This window comes from Streptomyces cadmiisoli (assembly GCF_003261055.1).
Classification (GTDB): Bacteria; Actinomycetota; Actinomycetes; order Streptomycetales; family Streptomycetaceae; genus Streptomyces; species Streptomyces cadmiisoli.
This window is the reverse complement of sequence record NZ_CP030073.1, coordinates 357,636-376,243: the sequence shown is the minus strand read 5'-3', so window position 1 is coordinate 376,243 and position 18,608 is coordinate 357,636. Positions and strand designations below refer to the sequence as shown.

Sequence of the window (18,608 nt, the reverse complement as noted above, 5' to 3'; positions counted from 1 at the left end):
TCGCATCGAATCCCGCCTGGCATCCTGGCCGCATGGACGCAGACGCTCTGACTCCGGTTCACCTTGACAAGGTGATGGACGGGTTGGCGATGAATTCTGCCTTGCCGGCTCTCATGGTGAGGCGACTGTTCGCCTGGCGGCGGGGTGGGGGGAAGGTGGCGGGGCGTCCGGACCTTACCGAGGACATGGTCGCGGAGATCATCGCGATCGACGACCACTGGCTCCTGCACAGCCTGGCGCTCAACGACCGACTGCCGGACCGGTTTCGTATCCGTCTGGCCGTCCATCATGACAAGGCGGTGCGGTCGGCGCTCGTTGTCCGTGCCGCTACCGCACCGAGGCAGATGCTGGAGCAGCTCATCGACGATCCGGACGCACAGGTCCGCGAGTACCTGGCCCGGGGTCAACACACGCCGCCCGACCTCCGGGCCCGCCTTGCCGCTGACTCCGACCCCATGATCCGCGCCGCGTTGGCGAGGCACTGGACACAGGCGCCGGAAGCGATCCGTCGGATCCTGCTGACCGATCCTGAGACCAAGGTGCGCGCCGCGGCCTGTTCGACCTACTTCGCGCATCGGCCACATCCGATACCACCCTCGGACCTGCTGCCGGCGCTGCTGGCGGACCCTGTGACCCGGGCGGGCGCGGTGATTCACGCCGTTCTCGACGCGGACACACTCCAGCGGCTCGCCGGTGATCCGGACAGTGAGGTGCGCGCCGAGCTCGCCCGGCATCCCGACTTGCCGCCGTCACTCCGTGAGGTCCTTGCCGTCGATCCGGCTCTGAGCGTCCGGGTGAAGGTCTTCGCCCGACCGGACACGCCGGAGGATGTGCGGGCACAGATTCACACCTCTGTCCACGAGCTTTCGCGTTCGATGGCCGACCCGAGCCCCGACGTCGACGACGACACAGTCCTGCAGTGGTATCAGGACATTGCCGCACCCACGGAACTGAGGATCCTGCGCCTGCAATGGGTCACCGCCGATCCGCTGCCGCACATCGACTCGCCCTATGTCAGCTTCAGAGCCTCAGCGGCCGCCAGCAGGAATCTTCCCGTCAACGCGGTGGCCCGACTGCTTGACGACGAGGAAGAGATCGTCCGCCTCACCATGGCGCACACCGCCCCGCACCTGGTCGATCCCGCGACCGCCGAGAACATCGAACGCCGCTACCGCCGACGGGACAAGTTCACGTTCTGGTGGGACAAGCAGGAGATCCTGACGTTCTCCTCACAGGCCCTGCGCCGCTTCGCCACCGACCCTGAACCCCGGCTCCGCTCCTTCGCCCCCCGCGATCCGAATCTACCGTCGGAACTCGCCGCAAGACTGGCCTCCGATCCTGAAGTCCGCGTCCGCTGCGCGGTCGCGCCCCACCGCAATCTCCCGCTCCCCTCCCTGTACCGACTCCTTGCCGACTCCTCGGAGCGCGTCGCGGAGGCGGCCGGTGCCTCGCCGTTCCTTCCTGTCGAGCGCATGGAGTGGCTGATGACCCGGGCGGGCTTGTAGCCGTCATGTCGCCCAAGCCCCGTTGGGTCGCGGATCCACCCGAGGATCCGAGTCTTTCGGGGCACAGCGGGGAACCGAGGGCCGCACCGAAGCTGGAGGTCTTGCCCGCCGCCCGCCGCTTGTTCCTGCTGGTCAGCCTCGGTGGGGCAAGCCAGCCCAGCCGACGGCGCTTCTTCACCCGTGCATAGTTCGAGGGAAAGAGGCGTCGCGCCGGGTGCGGGGGCTCAGCCGCATAACCTCGGAGCCTCGTCAGGGGTGAGGCCGAGGTGGATGCGGTGCCAGCGCGCGGGAGTGGCGCCAGCAGTCGGCGTTTTGTGGATGCCCGTCCTCGCCGTGCCGGCCGTGGCCGCCGCAGCGGGGTCTTCTGATCGTGCGCCGGTGCCGCGGGACAGGGGTCTGCCGCGCCACCCCGGCTCGTGCTGATCTCGGCATGCCAACCGTCGCGCCGGTGCCGAAGGACAACGCGTCGCTGAGCTGAGATGCCGGGTACTGCCGGTGACCTGGTGGGATGGGCAGTACGCCACAGTCGGGGGTTCGGTACATGTGCAGGGGGCAGTCGGTGTGTCGCAGCAGGGTCCGTAAGGCCTGGGCGAACGGATGGAAGACCGCCAGGTCCCGATCTACGTCGCGGCGATGGCTGTCGGCGCTCTGCTCGGCAGCCGGAGCGGGCCAGCACCTCGGGCCGGGGTGTGCAGCCGCGCGCCGGGCCGCTGCGGCCGCCGGTAGACCAAGGTGATCAGCACCCGGTCGACGGAGCCCAGCCGGTGATTGGGCCCGGTACCGGCTGGCCGCTGACGGTCGTGGCCGCGCCGTTCCCGGAGCGCAGACTCGCCCTGTGCCGCCCGCGCGCTTCCGCGTATCGAGTGGTTAGGGTCAGGGGCATGGCTATTCAGCGGATGGACAACGTCGCTATCGTCGTCGACGATCTGGACGCGGCGGTCGCGTTCTTCACCGAGCTCGGCATGGAGCTGGAAGGCAAGGCGCAGATCGAAGGGCTTTATGCGGACCAGACCGTCGGACTGGACTGCGTCCGGAGCGACATTGCGATGATGCGGACCCCGGACGGCCACAGCAAGGTGGAGCTGACCAAGTACCACACCCCCGCGGCATCCGATGCCGAGCCGCGGAATTCTCCGCCCAACACGCTGGGCCTTCATCGCGTCATGTTCGCCGTCGACGACATCGACGACACCATCGCGCGCCTGCGCGCCCTCGGCGCCGAACTCCTCGGCGAGGTGGCGCAGTACGAGAACACCTTTAGGCTCTGCAACCTCCGCGGTCCCGCAGGCATCATTGTGGCCCTGGCCGAACAGATCGGCTGACGCGGACCTGCCGTGCGGAGCATGTCGATGGTCAGTACCGCTATGACGCATCCGCGATAGGGGCAGTCCGGGCTCCTGTGGGTGCGTGAGGATTCCGGCGGCGGACGGTGTGGGGCGCGGTGGAGGGCTTCGCGGGCCTTCACGACCACGCGGCCGCTGGTGCCGGAGAGGGAGTCGGTGTTTCGCGGTTCGGCGGCCGCCGTGCGAGCTCGACGAACTGCTCGTGCGGTAAACGACTGCGTGCGCAAGGATGACTCTCGCTCCTTCGCGGCCGGGCGCGGCGGGAACCTGCGGCGGTGGCAGTTCTCGCGAGGGGTACGAAGTTCCACGGCGACCGTCTCGTGGTCCTTCACATACCTCTCGGCCGTGTGCTGGGCGACCTGCAAGGTCTGGGCGACCGCTTAGGCCCCCCTGGAACTGCTGCATCAGGTACCGCATCTGCGCGCCGGTTGACTTGGGGCTGGGCGGGGGAACTCCTCGTGCATCGCGGCGTCCATGCCGTCTCCGCCCAGCCGGAGATCGGCTCCCTTTCCGAGGCACAGCGTGGCAGGTCAGCTATCCGGGAGCGGCACTGGCCCGCGTCGCGCGCCATGGCCCGGTCAAGCTCCTCAGCCGTGGTGGCGAGGCGGCTGCCCCCCAAGGGAGACGACCCGCAGACCGCTGTACTTGTGGAGGAACTGCCGCCACAGGGCGCGGGGTGGGCGAGTGGCGGGCCGAAGCCACATCAGCAGCGAATGTCGGACCGAGGGGTGCTGCCGTACGACGCTGTAGGTGCTCTCCATCTCGCCCCACAGTGCGCGCAGGGTGTGGGCTCTCAGGCCGTGCATGCCGGGGTCAGGCCCGAGGTGTCGACATGCACGGTCACGCTGTGGCGGGCGGTGAGGAAGTAGGTGAGGAGGTTCCAGGAACGTCCTGCCGCGCTCGGTCGGCTCCTCCCAGCAGCCGGCCGGCGGCTGCCGAGCCCCGCGGTTCCTTCACCGTGACCGCCACCGTCATCGTATTTCCCTGTACCCGGAGCGCTCCGTTCGCGGCCGGCTGCTCCTGGGCCGGGCGTGGGGAGGGCGGAGAAGGGAGAGACAGATCGTGAGCGGGACGGTTACGATGTCGGCGATGATGAACTTCACCTCATATGGATTGGGGGACTCGTCCGCGCAAGGTGATTGCTGATGGCACATCACTTCGCGAACGAGTTTCCGTCCCGTCTGCTGATGTGGCAGCGCGTACGTGAGTACGCCGTGCCACCGTCCATGATCGAGACTGCGACCGCACGGCGTGCGGTCGGCGACTGGGCGGGGGCCTGTGCCGCCGCCCGGATCGACGTCGATCTCGATCTGCGTGCCGTGCGCGACCGCCACGGTATTGACCTCGTCCGCCGCCTCCGTGCGGATCTGCGGCGGTTGTCGCCGGATCTGCTGCGCTGGCACATGCCGCGGATCGCCCCCGACGGGCGGCTCAGGCCCGGCCTCACCCTCTCGCTGGCCCGTTACCGGAGTTACGGTGCCCTGCCGCTGGAACTGGTGGTGCGGACACCGCCGGCCTGGGCAGATGCCGGACAGCGGATGTCCCTGGCCCTGTGGGAGGGGTCTACGAGCGGCGCACCGCGGCACCACCCGCATCCGCATCCCGACCGGCGTTTCCGGCTCGACCTTCACCGGCATCTGTGGGATGCGGGGCGGAGCGGCGAACTGGCGCGGCGGTGTGGGGCATACGGAGCACCCTTCGCGGTGCCGCTGGACCTCCCCGGCTTGTCCGGCGGGTACGGTCGGTCCGCCTCGCCCGCTGTACCCGACGCCTGGTGGGCGGTGGGGCGTTGGGCCGCCGAGGCGGAGCTGCTGTTGCGGGCCGAGGGGCGTCCGCGCGGGGCGTTCACCGTGCGGCTCGATGCCCGCAGCCGCGCCGTGTTTGAACTCGTCGCCCCTGACGACAGCCACGCCCCGGCGCTCCGGCCGCTGCGGGAGGCACTGCCACCGCAGGAGCTTGCGGCGCTTCCGGTGCTGCCGGAGGCGGCGGCCCGGGTCCTGCCGGATCTGGAGCTGCTGCGGGCCGGGCTGGTTGCGTCCGAGCGGCTGCATCCGCTTGTCGCCGCGGCGCTGCCGGGGTCCGATTACGCACCGGTGGCCGGCCCGGCCGCTGAGCTCGGTGACCCGCACCGGGTGGACTGCCGGGGTGAGGTCCACCGGATCGCGCTGCGGGGCGGAGCGTTGACGGCGGTCGATCACGACCCGACCGAACTGCGCCGGGAGGAGCTGCTGGTGGCGCTCGGGGGGCCGGCGCTGCCCTGCCTGCGAGCGATCGACGCGGTGCACCGCACCCCGGAGGCACTGCCCGCGGTCCGGGAGCGGCTCCGCCACGGTGACGTCGTCGGGGCGCTGGCCGTGGTCGAGGGTCTGCTCGGTCCCGCTGCGGTGATGCGCGACGGGCCGCTGCGCGAGGAACTGGAGTCGGCCGCGGAGCGCCGCGTCGGCCACGGGCTCTTCCGCTCGGGGCTGGTCGCCGTGCACCCCGCCGCTGGCACGGCGGACGGCGGGACCGCCGCGGGCGGGGAGCACGCGGAGGCGGACCACCGTCCCCGGCTCGACCGCCGTACGCCTCTTGTGATGCGCCGCAAGCGTGCCGGCCGGGGTCGGCCTCGCACCGGCCTGACCTGCTGACCACCGCAAAAGTCCTTCATACGTACTGCGTGTTCGGCGCCGTACGCCCCCATGACCTCTTGAACGGGTCGTCCCGTTTCCGTTTCCTTCTCCCACCCCAGGTGATGCCCATGACTCTCAGCACCCTTCTGTCCGCGCCCGCCTCCACTGCCGCCGACGTGGCCCGAACCGGCGCCCAGCTCGCCGTCGCCGACGACCTCCTCACCCTCCTGCGGACGACCACCACCGAGCCGCGCCCAGACGAGCAACTCGACGCGCTCACCCTGGCTGTCGCGGCCGACCTGCCCGTGCTGCTCTGGGGCGAGCCGGGCATCGGCAAGACCGCCGCCCTGACCCAGCTTGCCGCCTCCCTCGACCTGCCGCTGACGACCGTGATCGCCAGCGTCCACGAGCCGTCCGACTTCTCAGGGTTGCCGGTCGTGGGTGACGATCCGGCGGTGCAGGGGGTGCCGATGGCGCCGCCGCAGTGGGCCGTGGAACTGGTGCGGGCCGGGCGGGGGCTGCTCTTCCTGGACGAGTTGTCCACCGCCACCCCGGCCGTCCAGGCCGCTTTGCTGCGGGTGGTCCTGGAGCGGAGGGTCGGTGCGCTGCAACTGCCGCCCGGCGTGCGGATCGTGGCGGCCGCCAACCCGCGGGCGTCGGCGGCGGACGGATGGGAACTGAGTCCGCCGCTGGCCAACCGGTTCGTCCATCTGCACTGGGTGCACGACCGGGATGTCGTGGTGCGCGGGCTGGGCGGAGTCTGGCCCCGGGCGGAGCTGCCCCGGCTGGTGCCCGAGCGGCTGCCCGAGGCGGTGGCCTTCGCCCGGCGTGCGGTCTGCGGCTTCCTGAAAGTCCGGCCGACGCTGATCCACCGGCTGCCGAGCACCGAGACGCGGCGCGGCGGTGCCTGGCCCTCGCCCCGCAGCTGGGAGGCCGCGCTGACCTTGCTGGCCTTCGGCACGGCGGCCTCCGTTTCCCGCGAGGTACTCGCGCTGCTGGTGCGGGGCGCGGTGGGAGACGGCCCCGGGCTTGAACTCCTCGCCCACCTGGACCGCATGGACCTGCCGGACCCGGAGACACTGCTCGCCGAACCGGCCTCCGCCGAACTGCCCGAGCGAGGCGATCTGCGCCAGGCCGCGCTGGAGGCGGTGGTCGCCGCCGTCGGGGCACGCCCGGAGCGGGAGCGGTGGGAAGCGGCCTGGGCGGTGCTCGTCCGGGCCATGGAGACCGGCACTGCGGACCTGCTGGTCGCCCCCGCCACGACGCTGGCCTCGCTGCGGCGCGACGACTGGGAGGTGCCGGAGGCGGTGGAGCGGCTGGCCGCAGTGGTCGGTCTCGCCCAGCGCGCGGACCGCTCGGTGGAAAGGGCCACGGCGGCCGAGGCCGGGCATGCGAGGGGGGTACGCCGATGACGGGGGCCGCGCAGGGCTCCGCGTCCGTGCCTGTGCTGCCGCGCCCGGTGCAGGGACCCGTGTCCGCGTCCCCGGTGCCGCGCCCGGTGCCGCGCCCCATGTCCCCGCCCCCGGCCCCGCGCCCGGTGCGGGCCACCCTGCCGGAGCCGCCCACCGGACCCGGCGGACCGGACAGCTCCGGCAGGCCGGCCGGCCGGCCCGGACTCCCGCTGGACATGGAGAAATTGCTGGCCGCCAGGCTGCACGCGGTGAAGGTCCGTCCCTATCTGGCCGACGCCCTCTTCGCGCTGCACATCGTGGCGGACCCGTCGGTCCCCACGATGGCGGTGGACGCGTACTGGCGCTGCTACGTCTCGCCCGGCTTCGTGGCACGCACCCCGCTGGAGGAGCTGGCGGGCGTCTGGGTGCACGAGGTCTCTCATCTGCTGCGCGACCACCACGGGCGGGGCGAGCGGTATGCACGGGAGCACGAGGAGTACGGGCCGGGCGAACGGCTGCGGAGGAACATCGCCGCAGACTTCGAGATCAACGACGACATCTACGGCGACGGTCTGCCCCTGCCCGGCGCAGCGGTACTGCCATCGCTGCTCCGACTGCCCGACGGGCTGCTGATGGAGGAGTACCTGCGGACGGCGTCGATGTCCTCCCTCGCCGCGAACCTGGCCTGGCTGGACTGCGGCAGCGGTGCCGACGGCGAGGAGCGGACGCGGGAGCTGGGGCCCGACGGAGCCCACGGGCTGACCAGGCAGCAGCGCGACGCGGTCCGCTTCCGGGTGGCGGAGGGGATCAAGGGCAAACCGGGCGACGCCCCGGAGGGCTGGCGCCGGTGGGCCGACGAGGCGTTCCATCCGCCGCAGCCGTGGCGGCAGCTGCTCGGGGCCGCGGTCCGCTCGGCGGCCGGCGCACCGGGAGTGGGCGAGAACCACAGCTACCGGCGTCCGTCCCGGCGCTCGGCAAGCGTCCCCGGGGTGGTGCTGCCGAGCCTGCGCCGTACGCCGCCCCGGGTCTGCATCGTGATCGACACCTCAGGATCGGTGAGCGACTCCGAGCTGGGCAGTGCGCTGCTCGAGGTGGCGGCGATCTCGCGGGCGGTGGGCGGGCGGCGTGACCTGGTCACGGTGATCTCCTGCGATGCGGCGGCCGGGATCGCCATACCGCTCTGCCGCGCCGAGAAGATCGAGTTGGTCGGCGGTGGAGGCACCGACCTGCGCTCGGGGTTCGCCCAGGCGCTCCGCTCCCGGCCGCGCCCGGACGTGATCGTCGCCCTGACGGACGGCCAGACGCCGTGGCCCTCCGCGCAGCCGCCCTGCCGCACCGTCGTCGGTCTCTTCCCCCGTCCCGCCCGCGCCATGAACGAGAACGACCCGGACTACGTCCCGGACACCCCGCCGCCCTGGGCGCGAGTCGTCACCATCGGCTGAGGAAGGAGCCGTGACGGGGAACCGCCCAGGACCGTCCCGCCCTTTGGGCGGCAGGAGCGAGCCGACCGCAGGGTTGGCTCGCTCCTGCCGACGCCGCAGTTCGCGACTCTCGCCCACGCACACCGGTCGTGCTGTAGGTGACGTGTTGCAGAACCTTGCCCTGATGGCTCTCCTGTCAACGGCAAATCAGCGTCGACGGTGACGTCGGGATGGGCAGAGCTCGCCCCTCAGCGTGCGAGGACGTCCCCTACGGCCTTGAGCAGGCGGTCTTCGCCGGCTGGCAAGAGGACCTCAAGCTGTCGTCCATCCACGTTGCACAGCACCATCGAGAGGTCATTGACGACCTCGACGGTGGCAGCAGGGGTGCTGAGCTCCAGGTTTGGGACCTTGCCGTCGACGGTGGAGAGGAATGCGCCTTCGGCTTGCACCACGAGCCGAGCGCGGTGTCGCTTCCCGCCGGCGTTGCGGAATCGTGCATCACAGCGGATGCGGACGGTTCCCCCAGTGCCCAGTGCGGCGACTGTTCGGGAAATGCGGCGCTCTTGCGACAGGCGGCGGATACGCCGCAGGAGCGGGTCGACCACGACCGCGAAGCCGACTATGACGACGAGGGTGTCCCACATGGGCATCTCCAGCGGCTCGACCTACCCATTGATCCAGATCCTCCCACTGGCAACGCGGGTGGAAATACAGGCTCCCCGCTGACCGGCACTCTGCCCCGGGCCGGTGCAAGGCGTACCCGATGGGGACGCCGTGCCGGGGCTCGTCTCGCATGGAGGAGGATACGGACCGGGAGAGGATTTGAATGCGTTCAAAAATGCTCGGCCGGTGCCGCAGGGACGTGTGAGGGACAGGTTCGGCGCGGTGCTGACGGCCTCGATGTCGGTGCTGGCCGTCGAGACGGCGATCGGGGCGATCGTGTACTTCGTGTGGAGGCAGACCCTCGAGAGCCCGGGCTTCCTCTACGACCCGTTGGGGGTCATCCTCCTGATCCTGATCTCGCCGTTCATGGCAGTGGCCGGGGCTGTTCTCGCCGCTATGTTGTCGATCGGCGTGGTGATGCCGCTTCTGGTCGTTGCCGGATGACTCGGCCGCCGCTTCTCGAGGCGCGAGGCGTGGTGGTGGGTTCCGGCGCTGGCGGCCGCCGGCTCCGCCCCGTCGGCCGTGGCCACGGCGGTAATCGTGGACGCTGACGCCCTCATGGGCTGCGGTGGGTGGCTCGTGGTGACGGCGGCGCTCGCCGCCCCGGCGCTGGTCGCCCGCAGGCTGCTGCTCCCGGACCGCCCGCCGCTCTCCGGTGGCGTGATGTTCGGGCGGGTGGCGCAGTACGGAACGCTCGCTGTCGCCACTGCCGGCGTGCTCGCCGGGATCGGCCTGTACGCCGGAATCGATACGAGCCTCCGCGACCGGGCGCGGAAGGCAGCGCCGGCACGTGGTCAGACGGCAAGGGCGGCATACTCGTCCTCGCAGCGAATGGCAGAGCCACGGCGACCCGCGTCGAATCGTTCGAGCTCGACGACGACTCCTTCGAAACCGTGATGCACAAGTGCACCGGCACCGGGACCTGGAAGTACGACCCGGGTGCAGGACCGTAATCCCAGACAGTGGTTGTGCTCATCGACGACTGCCGCTTGGACACCTGGGACGTGTTCGGCACTCTCGAGCGCCCGATGCTGTTGGTCTCCATCGGCGACCCCGACAGCTGGAGCCTCTACATCCTGCAGCGCCGCGACCAGGCCCTAGCCTCCGGATCTCGCCAGGGTGAGCCCGTGTAGTGACACCGCGGACGGCAGGAGCATGCCGTCCAAGGAGTGCAGCGGTGGAGTCCGGTGGAAGCGGCCTGAGCTGAGCACGTTCACTCGGATCCGACTGAGCACATTCCTGCCTACGCCGGCGACCACCAAGTCGTGCGCCTCATCGGGCCGGTCCTGGCCACGCCAACCACCCAAGTTGAACCTCGCGAGGTCATCGCCCGCCACGCGCTTGCCGGCTTCATCGCGATCCGGGTCACGGCCCGGCGAGGCACGCTCGCGCCGCTGTACGACCTGAACCACACCGACCACGCTTGGGCGCGTCGGCGGGAAGGACTGCGAGAAGCTCAGCCAGCATCACGAGTGCAACGGATCACCCCCGCGTGGGCAGGGAGGACCGTCACCCGACGTGATCGATGCCCTGCAAGGTCGGATCGACCCCGAAGCCCCAGCCCGGTGAGGCCGGATGCCGGGTCACGAGATCCAGAGCAGCAGTGCGTCCCCGTCGCGGGCGGCTGCGCGAAGGTAGGGGATCAGCGCGGCCCAGTGTGCCGCGATCCAGTCCGGTTCCTCGCCGCGCTCCCACACGATCTGCGGGTAGATGTCCGCGGCTGCCAGGTCGCCCGGTGTGACGCCGTCGGTCAGTGTGTCGGGGGCATGGGCGTCGAGGGCGTCGACGGCGGCCCGCACCCGGTCGGCGGTCAGGAGCCGGGGCGGGCCGTAGCCCCAGTCGTGGCCCGCGGGCCAGGGCATGTCTGCCTCGCCGAAGACCACGTCCACGGGGAATCCGCGCCGGGTCAGCAGGAAGTTGAGGCCGTGCCAGGCCTTGTCGGTCTCGTGGACGCGTTCGGCGGCCGCCAGGGCGCCGGTGTCGTGCCGGGGGTGCGCGAGCTCGGCGGCCCAGTCCGGATCGTGCAGGGCGCGTTCGAGTTCGGCCGGGGTGAGGCGGAGGTACTGCCCGTTCATGCTCATGGCCCACACGGTAGACGGGGGTGCTGACAGCCCGGTCCGGAGCGGACGCGGGCGGGCATGCGCGGGCGGAAGGGGCCCTCGCTGCGCACGGGCGCGCCCGTGCGCGGCGTAATCTCGACCTCTGACGCCGAGGTTGAGGGGGATTTGTGGGCGGAGCGCGGGGCGCGCGGCTGGACGCCGCGCTGGGCCGGGTCTGCACGCTGCCGCTGTGGGAGCCTGACGGCGGACACCCGTGGGAGCTGCACGAGGCCGTCGAGGAACTGATCGCCGCGCACGGGTCGGACGACGTGGGAGAGCCCGTCGCCGAGGCCGTGGCCGCGGGGCGCGCCGACCGCGCACGGGGCGCGGACCTGCTCAACATCGCGGCGTGGTCCGGCACCGACAACGGCACCGCCCTCGGGCGCACCCTGACGACGTGGCTCCGTGCGGGCGACGACCCGGTGCGGGTGCATCTGGCGCTGCACCACGAGGCGTACCCGTTCCCCACGCGGGGCGAGATGCTCCTGCGGTTGCCGGGGCTGGCGGACCGGTTCCCCGAGCACCGGGCGCTGGTCGAACGGCGACTGGCCGCCCGCCCCGCCCGCCCGACCGGTGGGGGCCCGGAACTGCGGGCCGTGCTCGGGGAGCTCACGGCGCAGGACACCGAGGCCGTCGTGACCGCAGTGGACCCGGCGCCGGGTGCCGGGACGGACGCGCCGGGGCGTGCCGTGATCACGCCCGCCGTCGGCCTGAGCCCTCGGATCATGCACGTGATCGCCGTTCCGGCAGCAATGGCCGGGAAGGACGACGGGCCGTGGGGCCTGGCGTCATGTCACCGCGATGCCCTGGCGGCGGCGGACGGGATCGGGGTGCACAGCGTGGCGTTCCCGATGCTGGGAAGCTCCCTCCCCGTCGGCGAGGCCGCCCGGATCGCGGTGCGCACCCTTGCGGCGACGCCGACCTCGGTGGAGCTGGTCCGTCTGGTGACCCCCGACGCCGCGGCGTACGCGGCACTCACCGCAGCGCTCTACGGGCCGGCCCGGTTCGGGAGGGATTGAACATCGCTGCGGCACCCTTCGGGGCCCAGCGGACTCAGGGGATCACGGTCGGTTGGGCCCGGCGGCGGGGAAGTCAGCCCTTGCGGTCGGGCTGCTTGATCGCCTGGCTCAGGTCGGTGGTGTGGTGGAGGGAGACGGTCACGTCTTGGGAGGCGGCGGTCAGGTCCCAGTTGGTGGGCTCGCCGCGAGCTCCTGGAAGTGTTCCCGGTGGTATCGGGCTCATCCACGATGCGTCCTGAACCGCCTTTCAGGAGCACGGCAGGACCGTTTACGCAGGGGTTCGAAGCTGGTGCGGCCGAACATCTGGCGCTTCAGCATCTTGATCCGGTCGACATGGCCTTCGACGACTCTGGAGTTCCATGGCGAGAGCCCGGCGGTTTCGGCGTCGAAGTCGCGTTCCGGGTGCTGGGCGAACCGTTGGAGGCTGGGCAGGTCGGCGGTGGGATCCGCCAGCGTCGATCGCGGACGCTCCGTCCGCCGACTGAACCGGCCCGTGAGCCCGGGCACCTGTCCTGTAAGCGGTCGACGAAGAGAACCCGCCGGGATCACAGCCCGGGTACTGGTGGACTCTCGTTCTCGACTGTCGCGGGCTGGCACGTCCGGCCATGGAATTGCTGCTGGCCATGATGTCGCAGGGCGGGGTAGATGTCAGAGCGGAACCACGCTGAGTACCCGGTGTTGAGCGAGGATCCATCACACGATGCCCCGTCGAGTTGATCTGGACGGGCTTGGACGCGCACGGCCGCGACACCAGGGCCTCCCGGCACTGCGAGATGCGAATCGCATCCCTCAGCTGCCGAGAAGCCCTGTCTTCATGTGTGTACCGCCTGGAGATCACCCCGGCGGTAGGCCTGCTCGATCCACGACACGGAAGGCGTGGCGGATGAACGGGTGATGGAGTCAGCTCCAGCCGTGGCAGCCCCAGTAGTTGACCCGCGAGTCGAACCAGCAGTACCTGATGCGCCAGATGTCCTTGTTGAAGTTGACCGACCTCGCCTGGTTCGGCTCGACCACCAGGTCATAGCTGATGCTGTTGTCGTAGTGCTGGGCGTCAATGCGGATCTTGCTGGAGCCCCAGTTCGACGCCCAGAGCCAGCTCTCGCGTCCGTTGCCCGGGTTGTTGTCGTACGACGCCTGCGCCTGCGGGTAGTTGATCGTGGTGGCAGCCGTCCCGACCTCGGAGGCGGAGGCGGAAGGCGTGAGGGTGGCGCTCACCGCGGCCAGCAGGGCGGCAGTTGAAGCCGCTCGCACGAAGGTCTTCATGCGCATATCTGTACTCATGTCCTTAGGGGTCGTCTCTTCCTGCGGCGGTGTGGGCACGGAGCGCCGGTACCGCCAAGGGCAGAAGGATCCGTTGATGAATCGATGCTCAGTATTGCATATGGTCGGCCAAGACGACGATCTGCCCGAGGATCGTTGGGCTCGTTGACCTGCGGTGCACACCGGTGCAGGTGCGATGGTCACGGTCCGCGGCTGTATGCCGACGATCTCGTCATTTGGCTGGCCGCCCGCGGCTGCCCAGGACGGCCTGCCCGTCGGGCGGTTCGGACAGGCTGCGCGGGCGCCATGTGGCTCGCGGGGTGTGCCCGCAAGCACCATGTGACTGGCGAACCCTTGTGTGAACCGGGCCCGGTTGGCTGTGTAGTCTCCCTCCACATCACAGGGGAGGGATCATGCGAGGTAGAACGGCCAGAACGGTGAGCGTCCTGGCGAGTGGGGTGGCGGCCCTGACGCTGCTGTCAGCCACGGGGGCCCAGGCGGAGGGCAGGGGTGACATCCGGGTCACCAAGACGGTCGTGAACGGTGGGAACAACGTCATCGTCGGCACGACGAAGCGCGTCACGTACCCGATCGCCATCACGATTCGGGACAACTCCGGTGTGAAGGGCCTGTCGCACGTCAGTGTGTTCAACAAGACGAACGGCTGGGGCTTCAGCGACTGGGTGGACACCCGGTGCGAGAAGAAGAGCTCCACCACGTCGGTGTGCACGGCCACGATGACGATCGCCCCGGCCTGGCTCCCGGACAGTCTGCCGGATGACGTGAATCACACCGCAGGCACCTGGCAGGTGAACGCCACCGTGAAAGCGAACGACGGTGACTACTGGATCTCCGACCACATCGCCGAGTTCAAGATGAAGCGGGCCTCCAAGCTCACGACCGATGCCACGCCCGAGCCCGTGGCCAAGGGGGCCCAGCTCACCGTCACCGGCAAGCTGTCACGCGCCAACTGGGAGGACCTGGCGTACCACGGTCTCGCCGGGCAGGACGTGAAGCTGCAGTTCAAGAAGGCCGGTGCCGCCCACTACAGCACGGTCAAGACCGTGAAGACCGGCCAAGCCGGGAAGCTCAGCACCAAGGTCACCGCCGCCTCGGCAGGAAACTGGCGGTGGTACTTCCCTGGCACCACGACGACCGCACGGGTCGTTTCCGGCGGGGACGCTGTGAGTCTGAAGTAGCAGCCGCTGAGGGGTTCTGCCCCCAGGTCACGTCGCCCCCGGCGTGGCCTGCGGCTACTGACGTACAGTCGCGCAGCCCCGGTGCCAGACCGTCACCGGCCAGCTCGTGCGGTTCGGCTCCACCGAATTGACCGGGGGCCTTGGTTTGCTCTGGAAAGCAGCCCTGACAAGGCACGCGCCTTGCGCGACGCCCTCGTTCTGTGCGGCTGCCCCGCGCTGCCCGATCTCGACCGTTAACAGGTGGGGTCCCGAGTCACTGGTGCCGGCGGAGACCCTGTGCACTCCCGCACTTGCCTGGGGCGCCATCATCCCCACCGCTCCGTAGCCGTGATCCGCGTTGCGACGATCGATGCCATAAGCCGACGCCTCACCGCGAGTCCACTTGGAATTTGGCCGGTACCTGAATCCCGTACCGTGCGGCTCTGCGGGGACGACACGCTTGTTCAGTCCGGTGGAGTCTGACTCATGGGCCGGGCGTGTGCGTGGCCGTTGCTGCTAGCGGGGTGCGGGGTGGGAGCGTGGTAGAGAAGGGCACCGGCCAGGCAGAGCAGTGCGGCGCCGGTGAAGAAGGGAGCTTGGGGGCCGATGCTGTGGTAGACCAGTCCTGCCAGTAGGGCTCCCAGGGCTCCTGCGCTCACGGAAGCCATCTGGAAGGCCATGGTGACCCGGCCTAGTAGCTCGGCCGGAACCTGTGACTGACGAAGTGACACCGCGGTGACGCCCCAAACCAGACTTACTGCGCCGTACCCGGCGATGACCAGTACTCCCGCCAGGACGGACCGGGCCATGCCCATGCTGGCGCAGAGGACGCCGGTGGCCAGTATGCCGAGCCGTAGCAATCGGACCGCCCCGATCCGCTTCTCCAGGCGAGGTGCGAGCGGTACTCCGATGAGGCCTCCGACTGCGAAGGCAGCCACCAGTACCGCGTAGCCTGAGCTTTCCAGTTCCAGCGTCTGCTGAGCGTAGAGGACCAGGACGGACATGAGTCCGACCACCACGAGATTGTTCACAGCGGAAACTGCGCACAGTCGACGCATCTGACTGTGCCGCCACAGCCAGACGAGTCCTTGCAGAGCGTCTTGGCGCAGTGACTGCCGAGTGGGAACGCTCTTCTGGGAACCGGCCTGTGTTCCCCCTGTCAACAGCAGGATCAGTCCTGCGGCGCACACGAAAGACAGCGCGTCGACGGCGAGCGGGAGCGCCGGCGTGACCCCGAAGAGCACGGCTCCCAGCGGGGTGCCCAGCAGGGGACTGGCGAACAGCACAGTGATCTGCAGGTATGTGTTCGCCTTGGTCAGTCCTTCGGGTGGTACCAGGGAGGGCACCATGCCGGACCAGGCTCCGTTGAAGAGAGTCTGGCCGCAGCCCAGGAGGAAGGCAGCACCGGCCAGTAGCGGTATGGACAGGCCGTCGAGCATCGCGAGAAGCATGAGGCCGGTCATGATGACCGCTCGTGCAGTGTCGACGAAGCACAGGAGACGGCGGCGCTCGAACCTGTCCGCGAGGACGCCGGAGGGAAGGCTGACAAGGAGCCAGGGAATTTGTCCGGCGAAGGCCACCAGCCCGACCAACCGGGCGTCGTCTGTGAGGTGGGCGGTGAGCAGGGGAAGGGTGACCGCCCGCATACCGTCGCCGATACTCGAGACAGTCACCGCGGCCCAGACAGCATGGAACTGTCGTGGCAGCCGGTGGGGAGCGCTTTGCCTTGGAGAACGCATGGAGGGATCAGTAGTTCCTCGGACCTGGAGGCGGTGGGGCGCGCAGGCCCTCACTGAGCGCCGGAGTGTGCCCGGCAGCGGTGGCTCCGATCGAGCCCCCTATACGGTCCGCCAGATTTCCGGCGGACCGTCGTCTGGGCTCCGGCTCAGTTGCCTTCCATGGCGTCGACCAGGCTCTTGGGCCGCATGTCGGTCCACGTCTCTTCGATGTAGCCCAGGCAGTCCTGCCGGGAGGCCTCGTCATGTGCGATCTCCCAACCCTGGGGGACCTCGATGTAGGCCGGCCACAGCGAGTACTGCTGCTCCGCGTTGACCAGCACGAGGTACTGGGCGTCCTGATCCTCGAACGGGTTCGTCATGTGTGCGTCCTTGCTGTGGCGTTGAGTCAGACCGTGGTTCGGATCCGCGTGGGTGTCGCCTCACTCACGAGACGGGCGGACAGTCCGGGGCCAGCGCGTGCATGTCCGGTCATCCGAACGTCGCTGACTTCGGTCGGGTGTGGCAGCCGAGGCCTGTGAGGGACGGGCACGCCAGTCGGCGGCCTTCCGCGGCAACACCTCCGTATCGCCTGCGATGATTCGTTGGGGTACCTAACGGATGGAGAGAGCCAGGGTGACAGCGGGCTAACAACCTGTGAAATGGGCGCTGTCACGTGCTCGTGGGCTGAGCTTGACTCGGTCGGGGATCTTGTCAGCGGGCGGGGTCAACTGCCCGAACTGCGCCACGACTTCGACCGGAGGATGCCGTGCTGGTCCGGAAAGGTCTGGAAGGCGATGGTGGCCATGGTCGGGGACTTTCCTCGGGCGGCCGGTGCTGATGTGTTGGATGTTCACGGCGATGGCCGTGAGTACGTGTTGTAAATGGGTTCTCGGCTGTCCTCGGTAGAGGCAGTGGCCCATGTTGTGCGGTGGGGGGCCGTGTTGAGGTGCCCTCGACTCCCGAGCGGAAGGTATGGCCGACTTTCCAGTCGGGTGTGTGCTGCTCGGCGCGGATGCGATGTTGCAGGTCGCGGAGCTCTCGTGGGGGAAGCCCGCCGGGTGCGACACCGCCCTCGACCTGGCCGAGCAGCCCGTCCTGGCCCAGTGCGTCGACGGATACGGTGTGCCACCGATCCCGCGTCAAACGCCACTTGCCGCTGTCGCGGTCCCGCTCCCACTTCGTCTTGCCCCGCCGGGCCTGGTCGATGCCCATCACCTCCACCTCGGGCAGCGGAGCGGCGACGGCCTCGTGCGGCGTTGTGCGGAAGGCGCCCATCACCGTCGGCCAGGACAGATGCAGGTCGCGGGCAGCCTGGATGACGGTGAAGCCGGCATCGCGCACCCGGCTCCCGGCCCCCTGGTGCAGCCGTGTGGTGATCCGCGCCCCGGCCGGCGTCTGGGCAGGGCTCTCGGTGAACGACTCCCTCGGGCACTTCGGCTCCCGACACCACCAGTGTCGCTTGTACCAGGAGAACTCCAACTCTCTCTTCGTAGGGCAAATCGTGCCGACCGGATCACCTCACGTCCTCTTGATCTGGGAGGCGATGACCCGCAGGACGGGCAGGCTCCGCCGCCTCGTCCCGTCCGTCGGCCAGTGACTCGACCCGCACGACGGACACCCCGTCGAGGCCGAGCAATATCGTCGTATCCAGCCCGTGGCTCCCCAGCGATGCTTCTGTGCAGGGAGCAGAAATGATCAATCAGGTCGGCGGGCGTCGTGCGTCCGGGAGCCAGCCCCGTCATGCGCGTCACGCACGTTGTGCCGAGTAGTCAACACATCAACCGAGATGCACCACTTGAGTTCGAAGACCTGGGCCGCTGGCCACGGCAAGATCATCCCAGAGCCGATCAGGAGTACCTCCACGTTCACTTAAGGTAGTTGTACTCCCTTCTGAGCCAAGTTCACCAAGAACACAAGCGATGAGTATCAGAAAGCCCTAACGTGACGAACCCGTTCGAGGACCAGGCAGCCACTTACCTGGTGCTGGTCAACTCGGAGAAGCAGTACTCGCTCTGGCCGACCTTTGTTGATCTCCCCGGGGGCTGGGAGATCGCGTTCGGCGAGGCTCCGCGACAGGACTGCCTGGAGTACGTTGAGCGCACATGGACCGATATGCGACCCAAGAGCCTGGTCGATGCCATGGGCGGCAATTGAGCGCATCGGCTTTTGTGGTCCGCTAGATCTCAGCGGACCACACTCGCGGCCGATCAGCCCCGGGACGGGGCCGTCGTACGCGCTTCATATCTTCGCCGAATAGCTTCTTCACCACCCGGACGTGAGCCCTGAGGCGGATCCCCGATCCGCCGCCGGGGCGCCGGACGTGCGCCGATGTGCGCCCCCGGGTGACCTGTCGGGCACCGACCTGTTCACTCAGGTCGTATTCCAGGCAGTGGAGAATT

At 69.4% G+C, this 18,608-nt stretch carries 19 protein-coding genes; 10 read left to right on the top strand and 9 right to left on the bottom strand.

Annotated elements, in window-relative coordinates; all coding sequences use genetic code 11:
- Positions 1–32: 32 nt before the first annotated feature.
- Together DN051_RS01540 and DN051_RS01530 are read left to right on the top strand one after the other, a co-directional pair.
- A complete protein-coding gene (locus DN051_RS01540) occupies positions 33–1,505 on the top strand; it encodes a hypothetical protein (protein WP_112437687.1) in 1,473 nt (490 codons plus the stop codon).
- Between the two features lie 881 nt (positions 1,506–2,386).
- Positions 2,387–2,827, top strand: a complete 441-nt coding sequence (locus DN051_RS01530) for a VOC family protein (RefSeq protein WP_112441949.1) — start codon at positions 2,387–2,389, stop codon at positions 2,825–2,827.
- A 608-nt stretch (positions 2,828–3,435) separates the two neighbouring features.
- Here the strand turns inward: DN051_RS01530 and DN051_RS01525 are convergent.
- On the bottom strand, positions 3,436–3,654 hold the full coding sequence (locus tag DN051_RS01525) for a hypothetical protein (RefSeq protein WP_112437686.1): 219 nt from the start codon (positions 3,652–3,654) through the stop codon (positions 3,436–3,438).
- Between the two features lie 339 nt (positions 3,655–3,993).
- On the opposite strand from DN051_RS01525, the gene DN051_RS01520 reads away from it, so the two are divergent.
- The 3 genes from DN051_RS01520 (at position 3,994) to DN051_RS01510 (ending at position 8,293) form a co-directional block, all read left to right on the top strand.
- Positions 3,994–5,478, top strand: a complete 1,485-nt coding sequence (locus DN051_RS01520) for a hypothetical protein (protein ID WP_112437685.1) — start codon at positions 3,994–3,996, stop codon at positions 5,476–5,478.
- A gap of 110 nt (positions 5,479–5,588) precedes the next feature.
- Entirely contained in the window at positions 5,589–6,872 is a 1,284-nt protein-coding gene (locus tag DN051_RS01515) for an AAA family ATPase (RefSeq protein WP_112437684.1), read from the top strand.
- Between the two features lie 215 nt (positions 6,873–7,087).
- A complete protein-coding gene (locus DN051_RS01510) occupies positions 7,088–8,293 on the top strand; it encodes a vWA domain-containing protein (protein WP_112441947.1) in 1,206 nt (401 codons plus the stop codon).
- A 227-nt stretch (positions 8,294–8,520) separates the two neighbouring features.
- Here the strand turns inward: DN051_RS01510 and DN051_RS01505 are convergent, their stop codons facing one another.
- Positions 8,521–8,916, bottom strand: coding sequence for a hypothetical protein (locus DN051_RS01505; protein WP_162624778.1), 396 nt, complete (start codon positions 8,914–8,916; stop codon positions 8,521–8,523).
- 220 nt (positions 8,917–9,136) lie between these two features.
- Between DN051_RS01505 and DN051_RS01500 the strand changes: the two genes are divergently transcribed.
- Positions 9,137–9,379, top strand: coding sequence for a hypothetical protein (locus DN051_RS01500; RefSeq protein WP_112437682.1), 243 nt, complete (start codon positions 9,137–9,139; stop codon positions 9,377–9,379).
- Positions 9,380–9,897: 518 nt separating this feature from the next.
- Positions 9,898–10,068, top strand: coding sequence for a hypothetical protein (locus DN051_RS44805; RefSeq protein ID WP_162624777.1), 171 nt, complete (start codon positions 9,898–9,900; stop codon positions 10,066–10,068).
- 450 nt (positions 10,069–10,518) lie between these two features.
- Here the strand turns inward: DN051_RS44805 and DN051_RS01495 are convergent, their stop codons facing one another.
- Complete coding sequence (locus DN051_RS01495; RefSeq protein ID WP_112437681.1) at positions 10,519–11,016, bottom strand: YfbM family protein; 498 nt, start codon at positions 11,014–11,016, stop codon at positions 10,519–10,521.
- Positions 11,017–11,162: 146 nt separating this feature from the next.
- On the opposite strand from DN051_RS01495, the gene DN051_RS46275 reads away from it, so the two are divergent.
- Positions 11,163–12,053, top strand: a complete 891-nt coding sequence (locus DN051_RS46275) for a macro domain-containing protein (protein WP_246040838.1) — start codon at positions 11,163–11,165, stop codon at positions 12,051–12,053.
- A 73-nt stretch (positions 12,054–12,126) separates the two neighbouring features.
- Here the strand turns inward: DN051_RS46275 and DN051_RS44800 are convergent, their stop codons facing one another.
- The 3 genes from DN051_RS44800 to DN051_RS01480 all read right to left on the bottom strand — a co-directional run bounded on the left by DN051_RS44800 (position 12,127) and on the right by DN051_RS01480 (position 13,316).
- Positions 12,127–12,276 carry a hypothetical protein gene (locus DN051_RS44800; protein ID WP_162624776.1) on the bottom strand — a complete coding sequence of 50 codons (150 nt, stop codon included), beginning with the start codon at positions 12,274–12,276 and terminating at the stop codon, positions 12,127–12,129.
- Positions 12,273–12,560, bottom strand: coding sequence for a hypothetical protein (locus tag DN051_RS01485; protein ID WP_112437680.1), 288 nt, complete (start codon positions 12,558–12,560; stop codon positions 12,273–12,275). Before DN051_RS01485 ends, DN051_RS44800 begins: the two co-directional genes overlap by 4 nt.
- A gap of 393 nt (positions 12,561–12,953) precedes the next feature.
- Positions 12,954–13,316 carry a hypothetical protein gene (locus tag DN051_RS01480; RefSeq protein WP_162624775.1) on the bottom strand — a complete coding sequence of 121 codons (363 nt, stop codon included), beginning with the start codon at positions 13,314–13,316 and terminating at the stop codon, positions 12,954–12,956.
- Positions 13,317–13,726: 410 nt separating this feature from the next.
- Between DN051_RS01480 and DN051_RS01475 the strand changes: the two genes are divergently transcribed.
- Entirely contained in the window at positions 13,727–14,512 is a 786-nt protein-coding gene (locus tag DN051_RS01475; protein WP_246040837.1) for a hypothetical protein, read from the top strand.
- A 443-nt stretch (positions 14,513–14,955) separates the two neighbouring features.
- Here the strand turns inward: DN051_RS01475 and DN051_RS01470 are convergent, their stop codons facing one another.
- The 3 genes from DN051_RS01470 to DN051_RS47715 all read right to left on the bottom strand — a co-directional run bounded on the left by DN051_RS01470 (position 14,956) and on the right by DN051_RS47715 (position 17,550).
- Positions 14,956–16,164: an MFS transporter gene (locus DN051_RS01470; RefSeq protein WP_162624774.1), complete on the bottom strand. Its 1,209-nt coding sequence runs from the start codon at positions 16,162–16,164 to the stop codon at positions 14,956–14,958.
- 212 nt (positions 16,165–16,376) lie between these two features.
- Positions 16,377–16,589, bottom strand: coding sequence for an MbtH family protein (locus DN051_RS01465; protein ID WP_112437677.1), 213 nt, complete (start codon positions 16,587–16,589; stop codon positions 16,377–16,379).
- Between the two features lie 331 nt (positions 16,590–16,920).
- On the bottom strand, positions 16,921–17,550 hold the full coding sequence (locus DN051_RS47715) for a hypothetical protein (protein ID WP_425471802.1): 630 nt from the start codon (positions 17,548–17,550) through the stop codon (positions 16,921–16,923).
- A 600-nt stretch (positions 17,551–18,150) separates the two neighbouring features.
- Here DN051_RS47715 and DN051_RS01455 point away from each other — a divergent pair.
- Positions 18,151–18,363: an MbtH family protein gene (locus DN051_RS01455; protein ID WP_112437675.1), complete on the top strand. Its 213-nt coding sequence runs from the start codon at positions 18,151–18,153 to the stop codon at positions 18,361–18,363.
- Positions 18,364–18,608 lie beyond the last annotated feature (245 nt).

Bases quoted from the DNA above. Each gene is read 5' to 3' on its own strand.
- DN051_RS01540 (WP_112437687.1), top strand. From the start codon at position 33: ATGGACGCAGACGCTCTGACTCCGGTTCACCTTGACAAGGTGATGGAC.
- DN051_RS01530 (WP_112441949.1), top strand. From the start codon at position 2,387: ATGGCTATTCAGCGGATGGACAACGTCGCTATCGTCGTCGACGATCTG.
- DN051_RS01525 (WP_112437686.1), bottom strand. From the start codon at position 3,654: ATGCACGGCCTGAGAGCCCACACCCTGCGCGCACTGTGGGGCGAGATG.
- DN051_RS01520 (WP_112437685.1), top strand. From the start codon at position 3,994: ATGGCACATCACTTCGCGAACGAGTTTCCGTCCCGTCTGCTGATGTGG.
- DN051_RS01515 (WP_112437684.1), top strand. From the start codon at position 5,589: ATGACTCTCAGCACCCTTCTGTCCGCGCCCGCCTCCACTGCCGCCGAC.
- DN051_RS01510 (WP_112441947.1), top strand. From the start codon at position 7,088: ATGGAGAAATTGCTGGCCGCCAGGCTGCACGCGGTGAAGGTCCGTCCC.
- DN051_RS01505 (WP_162624778.1), bottom strand. From the start codon at position 8,916: ATGTGGGACACCCTCGTCGTCATAGTCGGCTTCGCGGTCGTGGTCGAC.
- DN051_RS01495 (WP_112437681.1), bottom strand. From the start codon at position 11,016: ATGAGCATGAACGGGCAGTACCTCCGCCTCACCCCGGCCGAACTCGAA.
- DN051_RS44800 (WP_162624776.1), bottom strand. From the start codon at position 12,276: ATGAGCCCGATACCACCGGGAACACTTCCAGGAGCTCGCGGCGAGCCC.
- DN051_RS01480 (WP_162624775.1), bottom strand. From the start codon at position 13,316: ATGAAGACCTTCGTGCGAGCGGCTTCAACTGCCGCCCTGCTGGCCGCG.
- DN051_RS01475 (WP_246040837.1), top strand. From the start codon at position 13,727: ATGCGAGGTAGAACGGCCAGAACGGTGAGCGTCCTGGCGAGTGGGGTG.
- DN051_RS01465 (WP_112437677.1), bottom strand. From the start codon at position 16,589: ATGACGAACCCGTTCGAGGATCAGGACGCCCAGTACCTCGTGCTGGTC.